General features: G+C 69.3%; 22 protein-coding genes, 1 tRNA gene and 1 pseudogene. 8 read left to right on the forward strand and 16 right to left on the reverse strand.

Annotated features, from left to right (window positions below; genetic code table 11):
- Positions 1-108: 108 nt before the first annotated feature.
- From ACQP2H_RS29365 to ACQP2H_RS29375, 3 genes are read right to left on the reverse strand one after another with little or no spacing between them, the layout of a single operon-like run.
- Positions 109-570, reverse strand: coding sequence for a RidA family protein (locus ACQP2H_RS29365; protein WP_208567707.1), 462 nt, complete (start codon positions 568-570; stop codon positions 109-111).
- Positions 571-580: 10 nt separating this feature from the next.
- Positions 581-736, reverse strand: coding sequence for a DUF4177 domain-containing protein (locus ACQP2H_RS29370; protein WP_088643831.1), 156 nt, complete (start codon positions 734-736; stop codon positions 581-583).
- 44 nt (positions 737-780) lie between these two features.
- Complete coding sequence (locus ACQP2H_RS29375; protein ID WP_219465111.1) at positions 781-1,263, reverse strand: hypothetical protein; 483 nt, start codon at positions 1,261-1,263, stop codon at positions 781-783.
- Between the two features lie 327 nt (positions 1,264-1,590).
- Here ACQP2H_RS29375 and ACQP2H_RS29380 point away from each other — a divergent pair, with 327 nt between their 5' ends.
- Genes ACQP2H_RS29380 through ACQP2H_RS29390 form a run of 3 tightly spaced genes read left to right on the forward strand, consistent with a single transcriptional unit; the run spans position 1,591 to position 4,418 of the window.
- On the forward strand, positions 1,591-2,211 hold the full coding sequence (locus tag ACQP2H_RS29380; protein WP_219465112.1) for an Rv0361 family membrane protein: 621 nt from the start codon (positions 1,591-1,593) through the stop codon (positions 2,209-2,211).
- Positions 2,212-2,237: 26 nt separating this feature from the next.
- Positions 2,238-3,215 (forward strand): ArsA family ATPase, encoded by a 978-nt coding sequence (locus ACQP2H_RS29385; protein WP_357536525.1) that lies wholly within the window; start codon positions 2,238-2,240, stop codon positions 3,213-3,215.
- A 54-nt stretch (positions 3,216-3,269) separates the two neighbouring features.
- Positions 3,270-4,418 (forward strand): ArsA family ATPase, encoded by a 1,149-nt coding sequence (locus ACQP2H_RS29390; protein ID WP_208567703.1) that lies wholly within the window; start codon positions 3,270-3,272, stop codon positions 4,416-4,418.
- A gap of 6 nt (positions 4,419-4,424) precedes the next feature.
- Here the strand turns inward: ACQP2H_RS29390 and ACQP2H_RS29395 are convergent, their stop codons facing one another.
- Positions 4,425-4,745 (reverse strand): WhiB family transcriptional regulator, encoded by a 321-nt coding sequence (locus tag ACQP2H_RS29395; protein WP_208567702.1) that lies wholly within the window; start codon positions 4,743-4,745, stop codon positions 4,425-4,427.
- Positions 4,746-5,148: 403 nt separating this feature from the next.
- Between ACQP2H_RS29395 and ACQP2H_RS29400 the strand changes: the two genes are divergently transcribed.
- Positions 5,149-7,584, forward strand: coding sequence for a penicillin-binding protein (locus ACQP2H_RS29400; RefSeq protein ID WP_219465115.1), 2,436 nt, complete (start codon positions 5,149-5,151; stop codon positions 7,582-7,584).
- 74 nt (positions 7,585-7,658) lie between these two features.
- Here ACQP2H_RS29400 and ACQP2H_RS29405 read toward each other — a convergent pair whose 3' ends face one another.
- Together ACQP2H_RS29405 and ACQP2H_RS29410 are read right to left on the reverse strand one after the other, a co-directional pair.
- Complete coding sequence (locus ACQP2H_RS29405; RefSeq protein WP_219465116.1) at positions 7,659-8,060, reverse strand: peptidoglycan-binding domain-containing protein; 402 nt, start codon at positions 8,058-8,060, stop codon at positions 7,659-7,661.
- Positions 8,061-8,298: 238 nt separating this feature from the next.
- Positions 8,299-8,754 (reverse strand): GatB/YqeY domain-containing protein, encoded by a 456-nt coding sequence (locus ACQP2H_RS29410; RefSeq protein ID WP_433229640.1) that lies wholly within the window; start codon positions 8,752-8,754, stop codon positions 8,299-8,301.
- Between the two features lie 25 nt (positions 8,755-8,779).
- On the opposite strand from ACQP2H_RS29410, the gene ACQP2H_RS29415 reads away from it, so the two are divergent.
- A complete protein-coding gene (locus tag ACQP2H_RS29415) occupies positions 8,780-9,673 on the forward strand; it encodes a metallophosphoesterase (protein ID WP_433229643.1) in 894 nt (297 codons plus the stop codon).
- A 331-nt stretch (positions 9,674-10,004) separates the two neighbouring features.
- Positions 10,005-10,081 (forward strand) — tRNA-Pro (locus ACQP2H_RS29420).
- Positions 10,082-10,137: 56 nt separating this feature from the next.
- On the opposite strand, the gene ACQP2H_RS29425 is transcribed toward ACQP2H_RS29420, so the two are convergent.
- The 4 genes from ACQP2H_RS29425 to ACQP2H_RS29440 are packed head-to-tail and all read right to left on the reverse strand — an operon-like array spanning position 10,138 to position 13,568.
- The gene (locus tag ACQP2H_RS29425; protein WP_433229646.1) at positions 10,138-11,238 is read right to left on the reverse strand and encodes a tyrosine-type recombinase/integrase; all 1,101 of its coding nucleotides are present in this window, start codon (positions 11,236-11,238) and stop codon (positions 10,138-10,140) included.
- Positions 11,229-11,513 (reverse strand): helix-turn-helix domain-containing protein, encoded by a 285-nt coding sequence (locus ACQP2H_RS29430; protein ID WP_377685296.1) that lies wholly within the window; start codon positions 11,511-11,513, stop codon positions 11,229-11,231. The genes ACQP2H_RS29425 and ACQP2H_RS29430 overlap by 10 nt, the downstream gene beginning before the upstream one ends.
- Before the next feature lie 13 nt (positions 11,514-11,526).
- Positions 11,527-13,251 carry a replication initiator gene (locus ACQP2H_RS29435; RefSeq protein WP_433229650.1) on the reverse strand — a complete coding sequence of 575 codons (1,725 nt, stop codon included), beginning with the start codon at positions 13,249-13,251 and terminating at the stop codon, positions 11,527-11,529.
- Positions 13,248-13,568, reverse strand: coding sequence for a hypothetical protein (locus tag ACQP2H_RS29440; RefSeq protein ID WP_433229652.1), 321 nt, complete (start codon positions 13,566-13,568; stop codon positions 13,248-13,250). Before ACQP2H_RS29440 ends, ACQP2H_RS29435 begins: the two co-directional genes overlap by 4 nt.
- Positions 13,569-13,871: 303 nt before the next feature.
- Here ACQP2H_RS29440 and ACQP2H_RS29445 point away from each other — a divergent pair, with 303 nt between their 5' ends.
- Positions 13,872-14,663 (forward strand): GntR family transcriptional regulator, encoded by a 792-nt coding sequence (locus ACQP2H_RS29445; protein WP_433229655.1) that lies wholly within the window; start codon positions 13,872-13,874, stop codon positions 14,661-14,663.
- Positions 14,660-15,271, forward strand: a complete 612-nt coding sequence (locus ACQP2H_RS29450; protein ID WP_433229658.1) for a GNAT family N-acetyltransferase — start codon at positions 14,660-14,662, stop codon at positions 15,269-15,271. The genes ACQP2H_RS29445 and ACQP2H_RS29450 overlap by 4 nt, the downstream gene beginning before the upstream one ends.
- 36 nt (positions 15,272-15,307) lie before the next feature.
- Here the strand turns inward: ACQP2H_RS29450 and ACQP2H_RS29455 are convergent.
- From ACQP2H_RS29455 to ACQP2H_RS29480, 6 genes and pseudogenes are all read right to left on the reverse strand, one after another.
- A protein-coding gene (locus ACQP2H_RS29455) for an IS3 family transposase (protein WP_357538599.1) occupies positions 15,308-16,476 on the reverse strand; the annotation gives its coding sequence in 2 pieces (ribosomal slippage) (positions 15,308-16,189 and positions 16,192-16,476; 1,167 coding nt in all).
- Positions 16,477-17,369: 893 nt separating this feature from the next.
- A pseudogene (locus ACQP2H_RS29460) lies at positions 17,370-17,535 on the reverse strand (transposase family protein); the annotation flags it as partial.
- 833 nt (positions 17,536-18,368) lie between these two features.
- A complete protein-coding gene (locus ACQP2H_RS29465) occupies positions 18,369-19,586 on the reverse strand; it encodes a tyrosine-type recombinase/integrase (protein WP_433229663.1) in 1,218 nt (405 codons plus the stop codon).
- Positions 19,586-19,783 (reverse strand): excisionase family DNA-binding protein, encoded by a 198-nt coding sequence (locus tag ACQP2H_RS29470; protein WP_433229666.1) that lies wholly within the window; start codon positions 19,781-19,783, stop codon positions 19,586-19,588. Before ACQP2H_RS29470 ends, ACQP2H_RS29465 begins: the two co-directional genes overlap by 1 nt.
- Entirely contained in the window at positions 19,780-21,339 is a 1,560-nt protein-coding gene (locus ACQP2H_RS29475) for a replication initiator (protein WP_433229669.1), read from the reverse strand. The genes ACQP2H_RS29470 and ACQP2H_RS29475 overlap by 4 nt, the downstream gene beginning before the upstream one ends.
- A 1,048-nt stretch (positions 21,340-22,387) precedes the next feature.
- The gene (locus tag ACQP2H_RS29480) at positions 22,388-22,993 is read right to left on the reverse strand and encodes a DUF4145 domain-containing protein (RefSeq protein ID WP_433229672.1); all 606 of its coding nucleotides are present in this window, start codon (positions 22,991-22,993) and stop codon (positions 22,388-22,390) included.

The raw sequence follows: 22,993 nt of genomic DNA on the forward strand, positions 1-22,993 counted from the left end.
CTTGCGGAACCCGCGTACCCGGTTCGTGGCCGTTCGCGGCTTTCCGCCGGCCGACCGGCCCGGATCGTGGTGCGCGCCGGGCCGGCGGGCGGCGGTGGGGCGGTGCGGTCAGCCGACCTCGACGATCAGTTCGACCTCGACCGGGGAGTCCAGCGGCAGCTCCGCCACCCCGACGGCGGAGCGGGCGTGCCGGCCGGCCTCCCCGAAGACCGCGCCGAGCAGGTCGGAGGCCCCGTTGATCACGGCCGGCTGGCCGTGGAAGCCCGGTGCCGAGGCCACGAAGCCGGTCAGCTTCACGATCTTGACGATGTTCTCCAGGCCGACCAGCGAATCGACGGCGGCGAGGGCGTTCAGCGCGCACCGCTCGGCGAGATCCTTGGCCTGCTCGGGCGAGACACCCGCGCCGACCTGGCCGGTGGCGAGCAGCTTGCCCTCGACCACCGGCAGCTGACCGGAGACGTAGACGTGCTGGCCGGACTGCACCGCCGGGACGTAACTGGCCACCGGCGGCACCACGTCGGGCAGGGCCAGGCCCAGCTCGGCGAGCTTGGCGTGGGGTCCGTTGCTCATCGTCGGGCCCTCAGCCCTTGGGGCGCTTGAGGTACGCGACCAACTGGTCCGGGTTCGGGCCGGGGATCACGGCGACGAGTTCCCAGCCGTCCTCACCCCAGTTGTCGAGGATCTGCTTGGTCGCGTGGACCAGCAGCGGGACCGTGGCGTATTCCCACTTCTGCATCGGTGGAAGGCTCCCTTGCCTGACGTGGATGTTCCGCCGACAGCCTACGGTCCGGGTGCGGGTCGGGGCGCGGGACGCTGCTCCGGGGCGGCGGGCAGCTCGCCGCACTGCCCGGTGTGGTCGTACGGCTGGGGGCAGCGCGACCGGTCGGGCAGCAGCAGGTCGCAGAAGACCCGGTGCCGGTTGTTCTGGTCGTCGACGGTGGAGACGGTGGTCTCGCCGGCGTCCAGTTCGACCAGGAAGCCGAGCGAGGTGGCCACGGTGCCGGCCAGGGCGGTGGCCGCCGTCAGGTCGGCCACCCGGATCGGCAGGTGGATGACGTAGCCGGGCTCCTCGTCGTCCCGGCCCCGGTCACCGGGGCGGCCGAGGATCCGCAGCACCTCGGACGGTTCGGCGCAGCGCCGGTAGGACCGCTCGTTCATCGGCAGTGAACCACCCGACCCGTCCGCGTCTCCGGGCGAACCGCCCCGCCTCCCCCGGTCTCCTGGTGAGAAGTGGGCCCGGGAGATGTTCTCCGCGTCGCGCATGTACCTGCCTCCGGCCTCGTACCGTGAATGACCGCCGTCCGGACCGGGCGCCGACCCGAACCGCTCCCCCACACCCGGACGAACGTAGGACCCGGCCGGGGCGGGGGACAACGGGACGCGCGCGATCGCTCACCCAAAGTCACATATGCGACAGACGCTTGGTCTGAAAGGTGATCGCGACCCACCGCAGGTCGTGAGCAGTCCGCCACGCGCCGCCCATCGACCGTTACCCTTGCGCCTCGGACGGGCGATCAGGGGTCGCCCGCCGCGCCCGTACCCGCGTCGTCGCCAGGGGCGGCGACGGCGCCCCATCCCCCGGGGGACCACATGACCCATCCACCGTTCGGTGGCGCGAGCGGATCGCCGGGCGTGCCGACGCCACGGCAGGACCAACCCGACCCGGGCGGTACCACCGCCCCCGGCACCTCCACGCCCGGCACCTCCCCGTCCGGCGCCGCCACGCCGTCACCGGCGGGCTACCCGGCGTACCGGACACCGGCCCCCACGCGACGGCGGGGCGTGCTGGTCGCCTCGCTCGCGCTGCTCGCGGCCGTCGTGCTCTGCGGTGGTGGCGGAACGCTCGCCTACCTGACCCTGCGCGACGCCGAGGGCGGCGAGGGCGCCCGGGAGCCGACGGTGGCGGTGGACGGTTTCCTCACCGCCGTCTACCAGGACCGGGACGCCGGCAGGGCGGCCAACTTCGTCTGCGCGGAGTCGCGCGACCAACAGAAGATCAGCGCGAAGGTCGCCGAGGTGCAGAAGTACGCCACCCTCTACACCAACCCACGGTTCCGCTGGTCCAGCCCGACCGTCGACAGCCAGAACGGTGACCGGGCCACCGTCTCCACCAAGCTCACCCTGACCACCGCCGACGAGAAGATCGCCGAGCAGCCGTTGCGGTTCACGGTGGTACGGAAGACGGGTTGGTGGGTCTGCGAGGTCGGCTGACCACGTGGGGTGGATAGGCTCGACCGGTGCGAGCAGCTGAGCGGCCGGCCGACCCGGCCGGCACCGGATGGCCGTCCCGCCTGCACGTGGTGACCGGCAAGGGCGGCACGGGCAAGACGAGCGTGGCGGCGGCGCTGGCGCTCGCCCTGGCCGCCGGGGGCCGACGCACCCTGCTGGTCGAGGTGGAGGGCCGGCAGGGCATCGCCCAGCTCTTCGGCGTCGATCCCCTCCCGTACACCGAGCGGCACCTCGCCGACGCCCCGGGCGGCGGCGAGGTGCGCGCCCTGGCGGTGGACGCCGAGGAGGCGTTGCTGGAGTACCTCGACATGTTCTACAAGCTCGGCGCGGCCGGCCGGGCGCTGCGCAAGCTCGGCGCGATCGACTTCGCCACCACCATCGCCCCCGGCCTGCGTGACGTGCTGCTCACCGGCAAGGTCAAGGAGGCCACCACCCGCACCGCCGGGCAACGCCGGGTGTACGACGCGGTGGTGCTGGACGCCCCGCCGACCGGCCGGATCGGCCGCTTCCTCAACGTCACCGCCGAGACCGCCCGGCTGGCGAAGGTCGGCCCGATCAAGACCCAGAGCGAGGGGGTCTCGGCGCTGCTGCGCTCCCCGATGACCGCGGTGCACGTGGTGACGCTGTTGGAGGAGATGCCGGTCCAGGAGACGGTGGACGCGATCACCGAGCTGACCCAGCTCGGCTTCCCGGTGGGCCGGGTGATCGTCAACGCCGCCCGCCCGCCGCTGGCCACCGGCCGGGAGTTGACCCGGGCGGAGCTGAAGCGGGGGCTGGCCGCCGCCGGCTTGCCCACCGACGCGGCGACCGTGGCCGGGCTGGCCGGCGAGGCCCGGGACCAGCAGGTACGCCGGGAGCTGGAGGATTCGCTGCGGACCGACCTGGCGGAGCTGGGGCGACCGGTGACCGAGCTGCCGTTGCTGCCCGACGGGGTGGACCCGGCAGGGCTGGCGGCGTTCGCCGAGCTGCTCCGCCGGGCGGATTGACGCGCAGCTCACGTCGGCCCGGGCGCACGGACCCCACCGGCCCGATACGCTCGAATGGTGCCTTCCGAAGACGCGGCGCCCGTGCTGGACGTCGACCAGATCCTCGCCGACCCCGGCGTGCGCATCGTGGTCTGCTGTGGCGCCGGTGGGGTGGGCAAGACGACCACCGCGGCGGCGCTGGCGCTGCGGGCGGCCGAACGGCACGGGCGGCGCACGGTGGTGCTCACCATCGACCCGGCCCGCCGGTTGGCCCAGTCGCTCGGCCTGACCGAGCTGGACAACACCCCCCGCCGGGTCAAGGGGATCGACGTCGAGGCCGGCGGCGGTGAGCTGCACGCCATGATGCTGGACATGAAGCGCACCTTCGACGACGTGGTGCTCCAGCACACCGACCCGGCGAAGGCGGCAGAGATCTTCGCCAACCCGTTCTACCAGGCCATGAGCTCCACCTTCGCCGGCACCCAGGAGTACATGGCGATGGAGAAGCTGGGCCAGCTGCACGCCCGGGGCGAGTGGGACCTGATCGTGGTGGACACCCCGCCGTCCCGCTCCGCGCTGGACTTCCTCGACGCCCCGGCCCGGCTGTCCCGCTTCCTGGACGGCCGGATGCTGCGGTTGCTGCTCGCCCCGGCGCGCAGCGGGGGCCGGAGCATGTTCAGCTTCGTCACCGCGAGCTTCGGGATGTTCTCCCGGGTCGTGCAGAAGGTGCTCGGGGCGCAACTGTTGACCGATCTCTCCGGCTTCGTCGCCGCCCTCGACTCGATGTTCGGCGGGTTCCGGCAGCGGGCCGAGCAGACCTACCGGATCCTGCAGGCAGGGGAGACGGCGTTCCTGCTGGTGGCGACACCGGAGCCGGACGCGGTCCGGGAGGCGGCCTACTTCGCCGGGCGGTTGGGTGAGGAGCGGATGCCGCTGGCCGGGCTGGTGCTCAACCGGGTGCACCGGCCGGCGGTGGCCCTGGGCGCGGTGCAGAGCCGGGCGGCGGCCGACCGGCTGGCCGACCTGGGTGGGCACGACGCCACGGTCGACGTGCTGCGCGCGCACGCCGCGCTGGCGCAGCAGGCGGTCCGCGAGGAGCAGGTCGCCCGGCGGTTCACCGAGGCGTTCCCGGCGGTGCCGACGGTGTCGGTCACGGCGCAGCCCGCCGACGTGCACGACGTCGACGGGCTCCGGACGATCGGGGCGGCGATCAGCCGTCCCTGACCGGCGTCAGCCGGCGGCGGTGACCAGGATCTTGTCCTTGCCGGTGCGGTCCTTGGCGTTCTTCTTCATCGCCGCCTCGAACATCTTGCGCCAGCTCGCCACCTGCGGGTGCCGGCGCAGCAGGGCACGGCGTTCCCGCTCGGTCATGCCACCCCACACGCCGAACTCGATGCGGTTGTCGAGCGCGTCGGCCAGGCACTCGTAGCGCACCGGGCAGCTGCGGCAGATCCGCTTGGCCACGTTCTGCTCGGCGCCCTGTACGAACAACGCGTCCGGGTCCCCGTTCTGACACGCCGCCAGCGACGGCCAGTCAGTGATCATCCCCATCTGTACACGTCCCCCCTTGCAGTACCTACCGACCTCGTGCGACCAGCCGTCGTTCCCCCGGTCGTCCGGCCCGTTCCTTCCCCCAGGGGGCACGGACGACGTGTGGCTCGGGTCGCCGCCACCATCATGCTCTGTAGTCGCATGATTACGCAACGTTGTCGGCGAAATCCAGCATTACGGACAGTCCCGGCTTACCGGGCCTTCGATCGCCGCTTACCCCGCCGGAGTACGTGAAAACGCTGCGCGGGCTCCACCGATCGGTGGAGACTCGGCGCGGGTCACACGCAACCCCACACCGGGGGTCGTGCGTTTAGCACAACGAGGTCGGCGCGCGCAGGAAATGGGGAAAGAACGCCCCGGCGCCCCTCGTTCCCTACTCGCGTACCCTGTCGAGGTGACCTGGATGCGGAAACGTGACCACAATGTCTTCACCAACGCCGCATCGCTACTGATCTGCGGCCTGCTGGCCGGTGTGGTGGTGGCGGCGGCGGCCTTCCCCGCGGTGGCGATGTCCGGCCTGGCGGCCAAGGCCGGAGCCGAGACCTTCGGGGCGTTGCCCAAGGAGCTGACGGTGGCCCGCGCGCCACAGATCAGCTACCTGCTCGCCAGCGACGGCAAGACCCCGCTGGCGACCATGTACGACGAGAACCGGCGCGACGTCAAGCTCGCGGACATCTCCCCGTACATGCAGAAGGCGATCATCGCCGCCGAGGACCACGACTTCTACAAGCACAACGGCGTGGACATCAACGGCGTGGCCCGGGCGTTCGTCAACAACCAGTCCGGCACCAACTCCCAGCAGGGCGCCTCCACCCTGACCATGCAGTACGTCCGGCTGGCCATCGCCTACTCGGCCACCCACCCGGCCGACGTGGTCGCCGCGACCGAGGACACCAGCGCCCGCAAGCTCCGCGAGATGCGGCTGGCCCTCCAGGTCGACAAGGAGTTCTCGAAGGACGAGATCCTCACCCGCTACCTGAACCTCGCCTCCTTCGGCAACGGCGCGTACGGCGTGTTCGCCGCCAGCCAGGTGTACTTCGGCAAGTCGCCCAAGAACCTCAAGATCGAGGAGGCGGCGCTGCTGGCCGGCATGGTCAAGGCGCCCACCACCAACGACCCGACCACCCGCAGCGGCTACCCGCTCGCGCTCGACCGGCGTAACTACGTCATCGACAACATGGTCAAGACGAAGGCCATCACCCAGCAGGAGGCGGACGCCGCCAAGGCGGTCAAGCTGGCGGTGAAGGACAAGCGCACCCCGAACGGCTGCGTCGCCACCAACCAGAAGGACTGGGGCTTCTTCTGCGACTACTTCTACCGCTGGTGGCTCGGGCAGGAGACCTTCGGCTCCACCACGTACGACCGGGAGCGGCGGCTCAAGAGCGGTGGCTACACCATCACCACCACGCTCGACGTGCAGGCGCAGAACGGTGCCGACCGGGCCGTCCGCAAGAACCTCGGGGTGAACAGCAAGGCCGCCCGGATGGTCGCCGCGATCGAGCCGGGCACCGGCCGGGTACGCGCACTGTCGGTGAACCGGAACTTCAAGATCGATGACCCGAAGAAGCCGCAGAACAAGTACTCCAGCGACCCCAAGAAGGCCAAGAAGAAGATCCGGGGCAACTACCCCAACACGGTGAACCCGCTGCTCAGCGGCGGCCAGGGCATCACCGGCTACCAGGCCGGCTCGACGTTCAAGATGTTCACCCTCGTGGCCGCGCTGGAGAAGGGCATCCCGCTCGCCTACCAGATCAACTCGCCGCCGGTGTTCAAGTCGGAGTACATCGTCCAGCAGAACTCCCCGGCCGCCTGCTCGGGGACGCACTTCTACTGCCCCAAGAACGCCTCGGCGAGCATGGCCGGCGTGCACAACATGTGGACGGCGTTCGGCAGCTCGGTCAACACCTACTTCGTCCCGCTGGAGCAGCAGGTCGGCGCGGAGAACGTGATCAAGGCGGCGCAGAAGCTCGGCATCACCTTCCGCAGCAGCGACGACGCCCGCCGGGCCACCAAGGAGGGCGGCGCCAACCAGTGGGGCGCCTTCACCCTGGGTGTCTCCTCGACCACCCCGCTGGAGCTGGCCAACGCCTACGCCACCCTGGCGGCCGACGGGAAGTTCTGCGAGCCGATCCCGGTGCAGCAGATCAAGGACCCGGAGGGCAACAAGCTCGACGTCGCCAACCCGCGCTGCGAGCAACGGATCAGCACCGAGGTGGCCCGGGCCGCCGTGGACGCGGCCCGCTGCCCGGTCGGTGACCGGTCGTCGGTCTCCAAGTGTGTCGGGGCGACCGCCCGCAACGTCCGGGGCATCGTCGGCAAGCCGGTGGCCGGCAAGTCCGGCACCACCGACGGTGACAAGACCTCGGCCCTGGTGGCGATGACCAAGCAGTTCGCGGTCGCCGGCATCATGGCCGACCCGGACTGGCCGCAGACCAACCAGAAGATGGGGCACGACGAGACGCCGACCGGCATCAACCCGGCGGTCTACCAGACGCTGCGCGACGCCATGAAGGGCAAGCCCGGCATCGAGTTCACCCCACCCAACGGCAAGATCATCAATGGTGACCAGCGGTCCATCCCGAACGTGAAGTGCCAGTCGGTGGACAGCGCCCGGAGCAGGCTCAAGGACGCCGGCTTCTCCGTCGTCGTCTCCGACAACAAGATCGCCTCGGACTGCCCGGCCGGCTCCGTCGCCGGCACCAGCCCCGACGGCCGCACCATCAAGGGCGGCGTGGTCACCATCGAGGTGAGCAGCGGCGGCGGCAGCACCCCCAACCAGGCCGGTAACACGCCGGGTAACACCGGCAACACACCGGGCCGTCCACCCGGCAACAACTGACGCCTCTGTCGACGCCAGTGGGCGGGCACCCGGTCGGGTGCCCGCCCACTGGCGTCGAGGCTCTCGGAGCCCGATCAGGTGTAGATGGGATCGGCGGCCTTGTCGCACCGGTTGCCCACCGAGCGCCACGTCAGGCTCAGCCGGGTCTGCGGTCCATAGACGCCGTCTGCGGTGATGCCCTCCCGCTTCTGAGCGGAGACAAGGGCGGACTTGGTCGCCGGGCCGAAATCGTTGTCCACGGTGATGCCGGCGCCATAGCAGTATTTCAACGCCCGTTGCAGGGCACCGACAGCGCTGCTGTTGGCGCCCTGCGCCATTCCACAGCTCGTGCTCGACGCGGTGCTGCCGGTCGACGGCATGGCGATGGGATCGACCGTGCTGTAGGCACTGCTAGCCACGTTGACCGTGCGGGAACACGTGGCCTGGATGGAGATGTCAGCGGACGCCGCCGACGGCACGACGACAACGGCACCCATACACGTCGAAATGAATAGGGAAGCAACAGCCAACGGCTTCATAGTCACCTCAAGTGGTCGAGGCAACGAGGGTCATGTCCTCAAACCGGTGTCGAACACGCCCCCGTTGCATGTCAAGCCGGCCAAACGAGCCTTCCACGAATCAGCCGTCACCGCAACAGCCAATTGCAGGCACTCTCGGTAATCAAAATTGAATTGACAAACCGGTGACCGGGGAAACGACCAGAGTTGATATGGGTCAGAGGCCGAGCTGTCGGCGTACCTCGGCGGCGACGCGACCACCCTCGGCCCGGCCGGCCACCGCGGCCTGCGCCGCCTTCATCGCCGGGCCCATCTGGGACTTCTCGGTGAAGCCGCCTGCGGCCAGCGCCCCCGCGACCAGCTCCGCCAGCTCCTGCTCGGCGAGCTGCTTCGGCAGGTAACGGTCGAGCACCGCACCCTCGGCGGTCTCCTTGTCGGCCTGCTCGGCGCGGCCGGCGTCGGCGAACGCGGCAGCCGCCTCCCGGCGCTTCTTCGCCTCCTTGGTCAGCACCGCGAGCACCTCGTCGTCAGAGAGCTCGCGCTTGGCCTTGCCGGCGACCTCGGCGGTGCCGACGGCGGCCAGCGCCATCCGCAACGTGGAGGTGGTCAGCTCGTCACGCGCCTTGAGGGCGGCGCGCATGTCTGCGGTCAGGCGGTCCTTCAGCGTGCTCATGGACGGTCAAACTACCCTGGTCGGCATGCGAAAGCGCACACTATTCGGCCTCGCCGCCGGGACCGTCGCCGCCGGGGCGGCCACCCTGGCGTACGCGTCCCTCGTCGAACGCAACATGCTCACCCTGCGCCGGTACGACGTGCCGGTGCTCCCGGCCGACGCCGAGCCACTGCGCGTGCTGCACCTGTCGGACCTGCACATGATGCCCGACCAGCGGCGCAAGCAGCAGTGGGTGGCCTCGCTGGCCGCCCTCGACCCGGACCTGGTGGTGGTCACCGGGGACAACATGGCCCACCCCGACGCGGTACCCGGGGTGCTGCGCGCCCTGCAACCACTGCTCGACTACCCCGGCGCGTTCGTCTTCGGCTCCAACGACTACACCGGGCCGGTCTGGAAGAACCCGTTCACCTACTTCCTGCCCAACCGGGAGTACACCGAGGGTGCCGCCCTGCCGTACCAGGAACTGCGGGACGTCCTCACCGGGGCCGGCTGGGCGGACCTCAACAACGCGCGCACCTCGGTCAAGGCCGGGGGCCGCCTCGTCGAGCTGGTCGGCGTGGACGACCCGCACATCGGGCAGGACGACTACCCGGCCGTCGCCGGCCCGGTCACCCCCGCCGCCGACCTGTCCATCGCGCTCGCCCACGCCCCGGAACCGGCCCTACTCGACCAGATGGCCGCCGACGGCTTCGGCCTGCTGCTGGCCGGGCACACCCACGGCGGTCAGGTCTGCGTACCCGGCTACGGCGCGCTGGTCACCAACTGCGGCCTGCCCAGGGCGATGGCGAAGGGCCTGCACCGCTGGCCCGGCTCCGACTCCTGGCTGCACGTGTCGGCGGGCCTCGGCACCCACCCCACCGCCCCGGTCCGCTTCGCCTGCCCGCCCGAGGCCAGCATCCTCACCCTCACCGCCCGCTGACCCACCCGCACACCGCTCTGCTGCCCACGCTCCGCTGCTGCCCCGCTCTGCTGCTGCCCCGCTCTGCTGCTGCCCCGCTCTGCTGCCCACCCCGCTGGCCTCGCCCCATCCCCCGTTCCATGATCAGATTGCGAAAATGGAGACGACACGCCGTCAAACTTGCGCAAAAACGCAATCTGATCATGGAGGCGGCAGACGGCGAGCCGGTTGACGGCGGGGTGGAGCCGGGCAGCGGAGGATCATCGGGTCCCCCTGGCCACCGAGCAACCGGGGCCGGGGGGTACCGAGTTTGCTCGGCGGAGCGGGTGGGCTACTATTTCACCGCACGCCTCGGGGTGTGGCGCAGCTTGGTAGCGCGCTTCGTTCGGGACGAAGAGGTCGTCGGTTCGAATCCGGCCACCCCGACCAGAGGTAAGAGCAGGTCAAGGCCCCTCCACGGAGGGGCCTTGATTCATTCCTGGGGCTCACTGCCCTCCCGGAGGCAGCGAGAAGGCAGCGAACGAAGCGAGCACCCTGCGATCGCGGTCACGTGTTGAGTGCGTGTAGCGGTCCAGGGTGGTCGACGTCTGCTCGTGCCCCATGACCTTGGCAACGTCGTTGATGGGCACTCCGTCGGAGACGAGCCACGTCGCATACGAGTGCCGCAGGTCGTGGAACCGCAGCCCGAACGGCAGACCGGCGCGCTGTAGTGACGGCTTCCATACCCGCGCCCGAAACGTGCCACGCTTGAGCGGTTCACCGGTACGCGCGACGAAGATCAGATCCTCGGTGCCCGTCTCGAATGCCTGCCGATGCTCGGTCAGCGCCTGAACCACGAACGGCGGCAAAGGCACGGTGCGCCGGCCAGCGCGTGACTTCGGGTACGGCTTCAACGTGACGTGCCCCGAAATCTCTTCCGCCACTCGCACCACCCGAAGCTCACCCACCGCCAGGTCGACGGCGTCCCAACGGAGCCCCACGCATTCTCCCCATCGAAGACCGGTGCCAGCGGCGAGGGCGACCAGGGCTCGATAGCGGTCCGGGACGACAGGCAGCAACTTGCCGAACAACTCCGAACGCGAGATCACCAGTTCGTCAGTATCGGTCCGCCTACGCGGGGGCAGCCGGACACCGTCGCAGGGGTTGAAGCCGATGAGCCGATCGCGGACCGCCGAACGCAGGACCCCGGAGGTGAGGCGGTAGCACTCGCGGACGGTGGCTGGCGACAGCCCTTGCCCCAGACTGGTCACCCACTCCTGAACGGCTGAGTGCTCGATCTTCGCCAGTGGCACCGGTCCCCACTTGGGCAGCACGTGATTACGCATGATCGAGGAATCCCGAGCAGCGGTAGCCTTTTCGTCGTTTCGGTTGCTGAGCCAGCGGGTTCCGTACTCAGCGAAGCGAAGTCGACCCGCGTCAGGGGCGACATAGGTCCCACGGTTGAGCGCGGACTCAACTTCCGCTAGGAAGGCGTTGGCCTCACGCTTAGTTCGAAACGTCTTCGACCGCTGCCGGCCAGCCGGGTCACGCCAGCACGCGCGGTGGCGGCCGACCGGGGTCTTGCGTACGAAGCCCATCAGGCCCATCCCCTCGGTTCCTCAACCGGCTCGACGCATGAGTCCAGCCAGGCGTGAAATCGCTTCTTGGGGATGACCCAGCGTCCACCGAGCTTTCGAGCGGGTATCTCCCCCTCGCGAACCAGGGCGTAAGTGCTACCCAGGGAGAGGGAGAGCAGACGGGCGACCTCACGGACGGAATAGACGACGCGGGCGTCTCCGAGACGAAGCACACGGCCCGGCGTCTCAGGCTCAGTGGTGGCGGGACGGGAACGCGAGTCGAGGCGAGTGACGTTGCTGTCCATGAGTTTCCTTCGGTCAAGGGGTGACGATCGGGCGTTGGTTGTCGCCGGCGGTTGTTCCGGCTCGGGCGGCGTTGAGGGCGGCTTTCCATTGGGCGCGTTGGGACAGCGCTTTGAGGAGGCGGTGTTGTAGGGGTGGGATGTCGGGGTCGTCGGGTCGGGCGAGTTCCCAGGCGTAGGCGGGTGGGTCGTCGGGTCCGACCGTTGGGGCGTCGTCGGCGGGCATGCTGACGCCGAGGAGGTTGCGGACCCAGGCCCGAGCATCGGCCCGGTGGTCAGCGAGGGTCTTCCCCGACCAGTCGCGGGACACGAGGATGCGGCGCCCGCCGATGCCGAGGGTTGCCCGTTGGTGGACCTTGCCCTTGCAGCGTCCCGCTTGCAGCCGGCCGTGAGCTTTCTTCGGCTGGATGCCGTAGATCAGCCAGTTGGCGCAGCGTTCGTTGCAGGGGGTGACCCGTAGTTGCTGCCAGAGCCGGTCGTGGTGCTGGCGTTGCCGGTCGGTCGTCGCGGTGTGGCAGTCGGCGGCGGACTTGGTGATGTACTTCGTGATGTAGCCGATCGTGCGGTTGGCGTGGACGGTGCCGGGGGTGACGCCTTCGGCTCGAACCTGCACACCGAAGCGGGCGACGTGTGCCGGTTGGGCGTCGGGGTCGGCGTCGACCAGGTCCAGGGCGTCGGCCCACGACGGCAGCGGCGTGCGGGTGTCGGGGTCGACCCACGCGTTGTGGTCGTTGTCCCAGACGGGCAGCCGGTCCAGGGTGTACACGGGTTCGTCGGCGGGGGGCCACCACACCTGGTGGTAGGTCGCGGCGGCGACCTGCTTGAGCATGGCCCGGGGGATGGTGCCCCGGATGGCGAAGTGCGCGTGCGGGGCGAGACGCCGTTGGGGCTCGACGCAGCCGGCGTACTGGACGTTCCAGCCGGCGCACCGGCGCAGGTTCTGCCAGAACCGGTCGAGGAGCCGGGGGAAGTGCACCGCGTCCCAGGCGGCCCGCCGGTAGTCATAGGTGCCCGGGTCGACCGGGGTGCCGTCGGGCAGGACCCGGCCGAAGCTGTCGAGGGTGAGGGTCAGCCACATCGACGGCCGGTGCTCGGTTCCGTCCGGGGCGGTGTAGACGCGGCCGACGGTGCGCGGCTCTACCTTCTTTCGTGGCAGGTCGGGTGCGTCTTGGCGGCGGCGGGTGGACCGTTTCCGGCGGGGACCGGCGTCGTCTTCGTCGTCTTGGTCGTGGGTGGGGGCGATGTGGCCGCGGAGTCCTTCGGCGGCGATGGCTTCCTCTACCTCGCGGATCGCCTGGTCGACGTCGGCGACTTGGTCGTGTTGGGCGGCACGGGCGGCGTCGTCGCGGGCGAATTCCAGGTGCGCGCGGAGCAGGATCAGTTCGCGTTGGGCGTCGGTGGCGGGTGTGGGTGCGGTGGCGGGTTCGTCGGTGCGGTGCCAGCCTTCCCGGATCTGGGTACGCCGCAGCCGCAGAGCGCGTTGGGCGCAGGGCGGGCACTTGTCCTCGCGGGTCGATCCGCAGGGCAGGTCCACGACTTCGGTGTGGCCGGTGTGCAGGTCGGTGCGGCGCAGGGTGACCGGGTGCAGGCAGACACCGTACTCGGCGGCCATCTCTTTGAGGACCTGACGCGACATCGGCAGCGCCATCCGCGCGGCACGGGTACCGGGGGCGGGCGGGATGTCGGCGGGTATGACGGTGGGGGTTTCGGGGGCGAGGCCGGGCAGAGTCGGAGCGGTCACAGCATCCTCGACAGGCCAGCGAGGTAGTCCACCGCCACGTGCATGCACCGCTTCAGACGGCGCTCACTGCCCCACTGAGCCCGCACCGCAGCCCTATACGCGGCCCGGTCACCGGCCGACGGCTGACCGTCATACGGATCATCGATCGCGTCGAGATGCACTCGCGCCAACCGGCGCATCTCCGGCAGACCCAGCAGCGCCAACCCATCGACGAAGAGCGACCACAGCTGCTCCCCGTCCAGCACCGGCCCGTCAGTCGACAGCCCCGAGGCGTTCAACGCCACCGCGAACTCATGCGCCGACACCAACTCGGCCACCCTCTGACGCCACGACGGGCTACCCGCCCACGCATCACCAGACGGACCAGCAACCAACACACCGAAGACCACATCGTCAGCAGTCCACGGCGAGGAAACCGGAGGAGCAGAGATAGGCTTGACCAGCATCGTTCTCGTCCCTTCGACAGGTGAAGCGGTGCACCGGCCTCGACGGGTGCCAGCCCGTCGGGGCCTTTGTTGTTCCGACCCAAAGCTTGGGCGGCCCACTTGGTATCTACCAAGGAACCACAACTAGAGCGCCCCGTCAACACTTGGTCCGTACCAAGTCGTAGAGTGGACGCCATGAGTTCGGAGCGAACGTCGAATGACCTGGGGCGGGAGCCGGAGCCGCGTCACGTCGTTCTTGCCACGACACTGCGTGACGCGATCAGCCGGGGTGAGTTCTCGCCCGGCGAACGGCTGCCCCCGGAGCGTGAGCTTGCGGACCGTTTCAACGCCTCCCGGACCACCGTCCGCCTAGCCCTGTCCGCCCTGAAGTCGCAGGGCCTGATCGGGTCTGGGCAGGGGCAGGGCACGTACGTGCGCAAGGCTCGGCCCATTCGCGTCATGGCGATGGATCAAGATCGACGGGCCCGGCGGGCCGAGAACCATGCGGCGACCTTCAACAGCGAGGTTGCTCGGCAGGGTCGGATCGGGCGTCAGAACATCCTCAGCGTCGCCCCGGAACCCGCCTCAGCCGAGGTGGCACGGTGGCTACGCATCGCGGAGGGAACGCCAGTGCTGGCACGCCGTCGGGTGATGCTTGTCGATGACGATCCGTATCAGCTTGGCGACAGCTACTACCTCAACGAACTAGTCAAGGACACTGCCATTGCCCAGGCAGCACCCGTCGAGGAGGGCGTCTTGACGGTGCTCGAACGGGTGCATGGCAAGCCGATCTCGTACTACATAGACGAGCTGAGCTTCCGCATGCCGACGCCCGAGGAGGCCACGACGTTACGTCTCGACCCTGGGGTTTGCGTCGTGCGTGCGGTCCGCATCGCATACGACAGCGAGGACACGCCGATTGAGGCGTTCGACCAGCTTCTAGCCGGCGATAAGCACATCTTGGTATACGAGGTTTCGGGCGAATGAACGAGCCGATGGAGCTTGGACAACCCACCCTCACCGGGAAGCTCATCCGACTGGAACCCTTGACCGAGGACTCAGCCGCTGCACTCGCGGAAGCTGCAAAGCACGCGGAAATCTGGCGCTACCTCGACGAGCCCACACCGGACACCAAGCAGGCCGTCTCAGACCTGGTGAAAGAGGCCATCGAGGAGCAGCGCCAGGGCGTGCGAGTACCGTACGTAATTACTGAACGTCTCCACGGAAACGCCATCGGAAGCATCAGCTTTATCGACATTCAACCCCGGCACCGAGGCGTGGAGATCGGGTGGGCATGGGTAACGCCGAGCCACTGGCGCACCGGCGCTGCACGTGAGGCGTCATATCTACTCATGCGCCACGCTTTCGAGACGGCGGGTGCGATTCGAGTCGTCTTCAAGACGGACTCTCGCAACCTCCGCTCTCAACGAGCGATCGAACGAATCGGTGCAACCCGCGAAGGCGTCTTCCGCAACCACCGCATTCTGCTCGACGGCCACATTCGCCACTCGATCTTCTACAGCGTCACGGTGGAAGACTGGCCAGGCGTACGCCAGTTGCTCGACTCATGGCGAGAGTCGTTGCCGGCCGGGTAAGGCAGGGTCTGCTGCACCGATAGGTGACAGGTGTAGTCACGCGGCCTGACTGGCCGGTGGGGTCATGATGGTCTCGTACTCGATGGGGGTCAACCGGGACAGGGATCGTTGGCGTCGGCGGCGGTGGTAGGTCCGCTCGATCCAGGTCACGATCGCGGTCCTCAACTGCTGCCGGGTGGTCCAGGTTCGCCGGTCGAGGACGTTGTTCTGGAGCAGGCCGAAGAAGGATTCCATGGCGGCGTTGTCGCCGGCGGCGCCGACCCTGCCCATCGACCCGATCATGTGGTGCTGGTTGAGGGCGTGGACGAATTTCCGGCTTCGGAATTGCGACCCGCGGTCGGTGTGCAGCACGCAGCCGGCCACGTCACCACGGCGGGCTACGGCGTTGTGCAGGGCGTTGACGGCCAGCCTCGACTTCATCCGTGAGTCGATGGAGTAGCCGACGATCCGGTGGGACCACACGTCCTTGATCGCGCACAGGTAGAGCTTGCCCTCGCCGGTGCGGTGCTCGGTGATGTCGGCCAGCCACAACCGGTTCGGGCCGTCCGTGGTGAAGTTGCGGCGCACCAGATCGTCGTGCACCGGCGGACCGACCCTGCCGCCCTTGCCCCGACGCTTCTTTTTGCTGAACGCGCTCCGCCAGCCCATGCCAGAGCAGATTCTCCAGGCGGTGCGCTCGACCATCGGCTGGCCGGCAGCGCGGGCCTCATCGGCCAGGAACCGGTAGCCGAACTCCGGGTCGTCGCGATGTGCGTCGAACAACGCGTCCGCCCGGTACGCCGCAGCCAGTTCAGCGTCGCCGACGGGCTGGGCGAGCCACCGGTAGTAGGGCTGACGAGCGATGTTCAATACCCGGCACGTCACCGCGACGGGGATCCCGTCGGCGGCCAGCTCGCTCACGAGCGGGTAGAGCCTTTTCCCGGCAGATTCGCCTGCGACAGGTAGGCCGCGGCCCGACGCAGGACCTCGTTCTCCTGCTCGAGGAGCTTGATCCGCTTACGGGCCTCCCGCAGCTCGGCCGACTCGCCGCCGCTGACACCCGGTCTGGTTCCGGCGTCAACGTCAGCCTGGCGCATCCACTTGAACAACGTCATCGGGTGGACTCCGAAGTCCTTCGCGATCTGCTCGACGGTCACGCCCGGATCACGGTCACGGGCCACCCGCACGACGTCATCGCGGAACTCACGAGGGTAGGGCTTGGGCACAGCAACATCCTTCCAGCTCACCGTCAGGGCAAGCCATCTCAGATGTCACCTATCGGTGCAGCAGACCCGCAGGTGGAGAAGGGTAGCCGGCGAGGCGACAAGGTTCTCAGCTGTCATGAGTTGGTGGAGATGAAGGCAGCGGCCCACCGGCAACAGCACGGGTGCCCCTCGATCGACAGACACGACCCTCACCGGGAGCAAGGCTGCAAGGTTGCTGCGGATGGGAGACGCCGGGTGGTTGGTGTCGTCGTACCCGTCCGGGTTGGCTCGGAGCTTGCGGTGATCTGTTGCCGAATTGGCCTGTACTAGATCAAGCGCGCTCCGCGCGGCGCGGGCCGGGCGCGGTAACCGGCTCCTGCGGAGCCGCCGCCCCGCTCGCCTTCGGCGGCGGGGCGGAAAGTCAGCCGGCCCGAAGCCCACGCCCGCCCCGCGCGTCACCCCCTGGTTCCGTGAAAGGAACCGGTGACGAGTCCCGGAGACCACCGGGACCAGGACCACAACCCCGATCCTCCGACCGTCTCCCACCTCGTGACGTCTCACCTCGGACCGGTCGACGGTCGGTCGGGCGAAGTTGCCGAACGGAATCCGTCGGGCCGCTCACGGTCCGAGGTAGGGAAGGGGTGAGGGTGGGGAAGGGGGCGGCGGGGTGGTGGCGGGGTTGGGGTTAGGGCTGTGCCTCCGGCGGGGGCCAGACGACTCCAGGATGGAGTTGCCGAACGTTGCGGTGGGTAGGTGGTGGGTGGTGGGGGTGGGATGCCATCCCGCCAGCCACCGACCCAGGCAGAGCCGAGCAGATCAGGGCCAGGGCGACAAGGTCGTTCGTCCGGTAGGGCGCTCCACCTTGTCACCCTGGCCCTGACCTGCTCCACGGTGTGTGGGTCGGCGGCAGACGGGATGGCAAGGGCATTAGCGATCGTGGTCGCTCGCCGCGGGCAGCAGCGCAGCATGGTCAGGATTCCAGGTCCTGAGGGTGGCGATCGCGCGTTCACCGCGGGCGCGGACCTTCGCGTGGGCGCGGTTCACGGCCTTCTGCCGGCGTGACAGCTTCGGGCGGAAGCGGCGACCTGCAAGATCAGCTTGAAAACAGCTCACTGTCTAGAACCTGACAGTATTCAGTGCGGTTATGGTGCTGCCGACGCAACTGCTACGCGACGGCCACCGCAGCAACCAGGGCTGACGCAACCAAGCTCGATGGGCTGTATGTCCGATTAATGGCGAATTTGGCGGAAAGTTCGATCCGGTGGGTGATTATGTGCCTCGCCCTTACAGTCGGCATGTGCGTCTGGCCCTCAAGCTGGGCCGATGCCGAAGAGATGCGGCCCTCCGGAGGCAAGCCGGAGAGCCGCAGGGATCCAGCCCTCGTCAGCGTGTAACAGGAGGCACAGAAACCCATGACAATCGTATCCCCGCGCTCGGAGACTAACCACGGGCAGCCAGGTTCTTCCGATGCCAACGCCATCCGGCTACTTGCGGGAGTGGCGGCTGGAGCCATCATGGCCATCTTGGTAGTCGTGGCGATGACCCTTCCTCAAGCCACCGCAGTAGCAGCAAGCGCCATCGCTGCGATCAGCGCAGTCGGCCTTGCCGCAATCGGCGCACTTGGTACCGCCCTGCGGCGCAGGAGCAGGCAGAATCGACGCTAGTCCCAGGAAGCAGCAGGAAGGCAGCGAACCTATCGCCAGCGGCTGACAACAGACCGCACTGGCAAGCAGGGCAACCACGCTCACCGATGCCGGAAGACAGCCAAGGGCAGCCGATGACGCTGCTCACCCGCGTTCGGGACGAAGAGGTCGTCGGTTCGAATCCGGCCACCCCGACAGAGGTCAGAGGGCACATCCGATCCATGGATGTGCCCTCTAGTGCTTCTGTACAGCAGTGAAGTACAGCAGCGGTCACCGCAGGCTCTCGCCGAGGCGTTTGAGGGCATCGCGGGTGGCGTCCGAGGACGCCTGCGAATAGATCTCCATCGTCACCGACACCTCGGCGTGCCGGAGCACCTGCATGATGACGCGCGGATGCACGTCCAGGTCGACGAGCAGGGTCGCGCAGGTACGCCGGGCGTCGTGCACGGTGATCTTCCGAACTCCGGCACGGGCGCAGCGGGCGTCCCAGGAACGGTTGACGTTGCGCGGCTCGATGGGGGTCCCGTAGCGGGTGGTGAACAGCAGTGGCGAGCCCTGCCAGGCGATCCCCGCCTCGTCGCGGTCGGCCTTCCTCGCCTGCTGGCGGAGGGCGAGTGCCGCCGCGCAGATGTCCGGCAGCGGGAGGGTTGCGTCCGAGGTCTGCGTCTTGGTCTCCCGGTGCAGCAGTTGGCCGCCGACCCGCTGCAACTGCCAGCCGATCGACAACTCCCCCGCCGCCAGGTCGACGGCATCCCCGGTGAGGCCGAGCACCTCGCCCTTGCGCAGGCCGAGCACCAGGATCAGCACGTACGCGGCGTACAACGGATCGCGGTCGGCCCGCGCGGATTCCAGGAAGCGACGCGCCTCGTCACTGGTCCACGCCCGGCCCCTGCGGCGACGAACCGGTGGGAGCTTGACCAGGGCGGCGGCGTTGCGGGTGACCAACTCCTCGGTGGCGGCGTGGTTGAGCGCCGAGCGCAGCACACCCCGGACGTCCTTGACGGTGCGGGCGGACGGCACGTCACCGCAGCACCGGCCGAGCGCGCAGCAGCGCCTTTTGAGTTCCGGGCGGCGGGCGTCCTTGCCCTGGGCGCAGCACTGGCAGGCGCGGGCCACCTCGTTGATCCAGGTCTGCACGTCGCGCACCTGAAGCCGGTCGAGCCGCTTCCCGCCGAGGCCGGGGATCACGTACAGCCGGAGGATCGTCTCGTAGGTGGCGCAGGTCAACGGCGCGAGGTTGGGGCACACGACCTCCCGGTGCCAGTAGGTCAGATAGTCACCGAGGGTCGGCACCCGGGTGGCGACCGGCCCGGCCTTGGCCTGCTGGTGCAGCTTGATCCACTTGTCGTGGACGACCTCCCGGGTCTGGCCGTAGACATACTTGCGGGTGCGTTTGCCGTCGGGCTTGGTGACCCAGACGTACGCGGCGAAGCCGTTGCGGTACGGGAAGATCGAGCCTTCGCCGTTGGCGCGGGTACGGGCGGGCATCAGGCGGCCCCCTGCCGCTCGACCTGCTCGCGGACGTACTCGTCGACCCACTCGGGTAGGACGCGGCGGTACTTGCCGTCCTTGATGGAGCGCAGCTCGCCGGTGGCGATCTTCATCTTGACCTTGGACAGGCCGAAGCCGAGCAGGACGGCGACCTCGGCGGGCGAGTACCAGCGTGGGGTGAGGGGTCGGGTCACGCCGCCACCCCCGACCACGCTTCGTGGGCGAGTTCTTCCCGGCCGATGCGTTGGCGTTCGCGGCGTTGGGCGGCGGCGGTGTTGGCGAGCAGGGCGTCGCCGTCGGTCAGCCAGCCGGAGCCGACGAAGGCCAGCGTGCCGACGCTGACCGTGCCGACGGTGTCGTCGCTGTCGGCGGTGCCGGCGTGCTCGGTGCGGCGGTAGGCGGCGCGGGTGTCGCGGAGCAGGCCGAAGGTGACCGAGTAGCGGCGGGCCTTGGTGAGGAAGTGGCCGCCGTAGCCGAGCATGTGCGCCCAGCGGCGCAGCCCGGCGTATTCGTTGGGTGTGGTGTCAAGGTCGCCTTGACGGTCTTCTGTCTTCCCGACTGTCCGGGTGACGTGGTGCCGGGTAGGGCGGCCGAGTCGCCAGCAGGCGTCGATGAGGCGGGCGAGGTGGTCGCCTTCCGGGTCGGCGTAGGCGTCGACGGTCTCCGGGGTGAGTCGGGTGGAGCAGTGGCCGGTGACCTCGGTGGACTTGGTGGCGTACTTGGCGAGGTAGGCGGCCACCTTGGCGTCGGTCACGTCGCCGTCGCTGGGGCCGATGCGGCGTACGTCGATCTGCTCGCCCCAGGCGATCGGCCAGCCGTGCGGGCGGTCGGGGTGTGGTGGGGTGGTGACGGTGATCTGTCGGGTGGCGGCGTGGACGGCGGCGTCGAGGTCGTCGACGGAGACGCCGGCCGGCGGCGGGACCAGGGCGTGCCGGTCGTGGGGGTCGACGCCGTCGAGGCGCAGCAGGACGTGGAAGTGCACCGCGCCCCGGCGCTGCATCTCGGCGACCTTGCCGTGGGACACCCGCACCGGCGGCACCCGCCGGACCCGGCCGGAGTCGGTGGTGACCTGGACGTGGGGGATGCCGCGTCGGCGGCACACTGCGGTGAGGTGGCGTTCGATCGCCTGTTTGGTGCGTCGCCACAGCTCGCCGGAGAAGTAGTTCCAGACGGCCTGGTGGTCATGGTCGTAGCAGTCCAGGCAGAGCGGTCGACCGAGCTGCGGATCGTTGGCGTCGTGGCGGGTGAAGCAGGCGACGGGCTGCCCGTGTGGGCAGGTGCCGGCGGTGCTCCGGGCGCGGCAGGGTGCGGGGCGGCAGTCGCAGCGCCGCCGGTGTGTGCAGGTGTGTCGGGGGATGTGCCGGTGGTGGACCGGGCCGAAGGATGGGGCGGTGAAGGTGGCGAAGACGACCGGATGCGCGCTGACGGTAGCGGGGATGGTCTTGCCGCCGGTCAGGCCGCAGCGGACGACCTGGAAGGCGTCACCGGCGTAGACCCAGGCGCAGTCGGGGCACTGGGCGACACGGCGGTTGCCGCACGCCTTGTAGAGCGTCCGGTCGGGCAGTTCGTCGGTGTGCCGCTCGGCCAGGACTCGGCCGGTGCCGGGTTCGACGGTGGTGAGGGTGCCGGTCAGGCGGATCGGGCGGGTGCAGCCTCCGGCGGCGCGGGTGTGCTCCAGCCAGCCGAAGTAGTCCGGGGCGGCGGCGCGGCGCAGGGCCTGGGCGTCACGGCCGGCGGTGAGGGTGGACACGGTTTTCTCCTCAAGGGGTGGCAGGGGACGGACGACGAACTGCCACCGGACGCCGGAGCGGTGTCCGGTGGTGGTGTTCGTGGTGTCTCCTGGCACCGCCGGAGAAGGGCGGCTCACGCCGGAGCACGGGTGCAGGCCATCGGCCTTGGACCGCCGTTGAGCTGAGGTTCTTGGATCTTGAGTGATGCCGGGACGGGTAGGGTGCCTGGTCGTCGGCTTCCGGTGGTTGCCGCAGGCGATCCCCACCCGTCGAGGTGTTCGAATCCGAGGGCCATCGTGGACGGCGGGAAGGCCGTGCTGGGCCGCTCAGCGGATTCCGGGCCGGCGCAGTGGCCGGTGCAATCGAGAGCCGGCGGGACGTGACCCGCACCAGCGGCAGGAAGGCCGCTCGGCAACTCCGAAGTCGAGTTCAGCGATCCGGCGGGAAGGCCGCGCTGGCGTGCTCGACGAAGGCCAGAGTAGCACCGGGTACCGACACGTCAACCCGCCGTGAAACCGCAGAGCGGCCGGCTGCCGACCGGTGTGGGAGGACTTTCTGTACGTCTATCAAGGCGGCCCTGAACGGGCCGCACGCGCCGCCGCCTGGGCGCGCGTCCGTCGCTCCGCTGGCGCTCCGACTCCGGCCACGCAACACGCCCGGCGGCTGGCGCGGAGGGCGGGTAGCCCGGTGGGCCGCCGGATGACGACAGGCCGTTGCCCGGTGGGGTGGTGGGGCCGGCAGCCGGCCGGGCCGCGCGGCGAGCACCGCGCGGCGTAGGGGCAGCGGACGCCGGCTCCGTCGGCGGCTGCCGGGCGGGTGGGGGTTGCCGTTACTGCGCCTCCGGCGGGGGCGCTCCGGCTCCAGGATGGTCGGGGGTCCGTCGGCGGCTTGCGGTCCGTGGGTGGTGGCGGTGGGGAGCCATCCCGCCCGCCGTCGACCCGGGCGAGCCGAGCAGACCACCGCCCGACCCGCCAGCGTCCGACCGTTCGTCAAGGCCGCCTTGACGTGGCGGGCCGGGCGGCGGCCCGCTCCACAGGAGTGCGGGTCGACGGCAGACGGGATGGCGAGTCAGTTTGCGCTGCGGCGATCCTTGAACTCCTTGAACCTCTTCGCGAGGACGTAGAGGTGATCGAGCATGGCTTCCGCGAGATCTAGTGCATCTCGCGCATCTTCCCTGTTCACAGGGCTTCCGGTGTAATGCGCTCCTGCGTTACCCAATGCACGTAGCTCTTGGCTCCACTCCAACAGGCGTGCATCTAGGTGACCTTGTTCAAGCATCTTCTGCAGCGCCTTGGCCAAGGGGCGATCGTCAACGCCGTGTTCTTGGCATACGCCTTCCAGGGTTCGCCGGACCATCACCACAGCCGCCGTGTACGCCTTGGCGTCGTAGCACGCACGTGCTTCCTCTGCCTCGCGCCGTAACGACGCCGGAATTGCGGAACTTAGTAGCCGCTCGTTGTGAGGCCAGACGCGTACTGGATCATCCCAACCTTGGCCGAAGTCCTCTTGAACCAGGAGGGCCGGGTTCGTGCACTTGCTGCACCGGACCAGGCTGTAGAGACTGGGTGGACCGTAGCTTGAATTACGAACCTCAACCGTGCCGCGTGATGCAGCCAGGGTGGCTACCTCACACTCAGGGCATTGCAGCACCTGCCCTGCCTGCTCGTTACCCAT

It is taken from the genome of Micromonospora sp. CA-248260, assembly GCF_050942205.1.
In the GTDB taxonomy this organism is placed as follows: domain Bacteria; phylum Actinomycetota; class Actinomycetes; order Mycobacteriales; family Micromonosporaceae; genus Micromonospora; species Micromonospora antibiotica.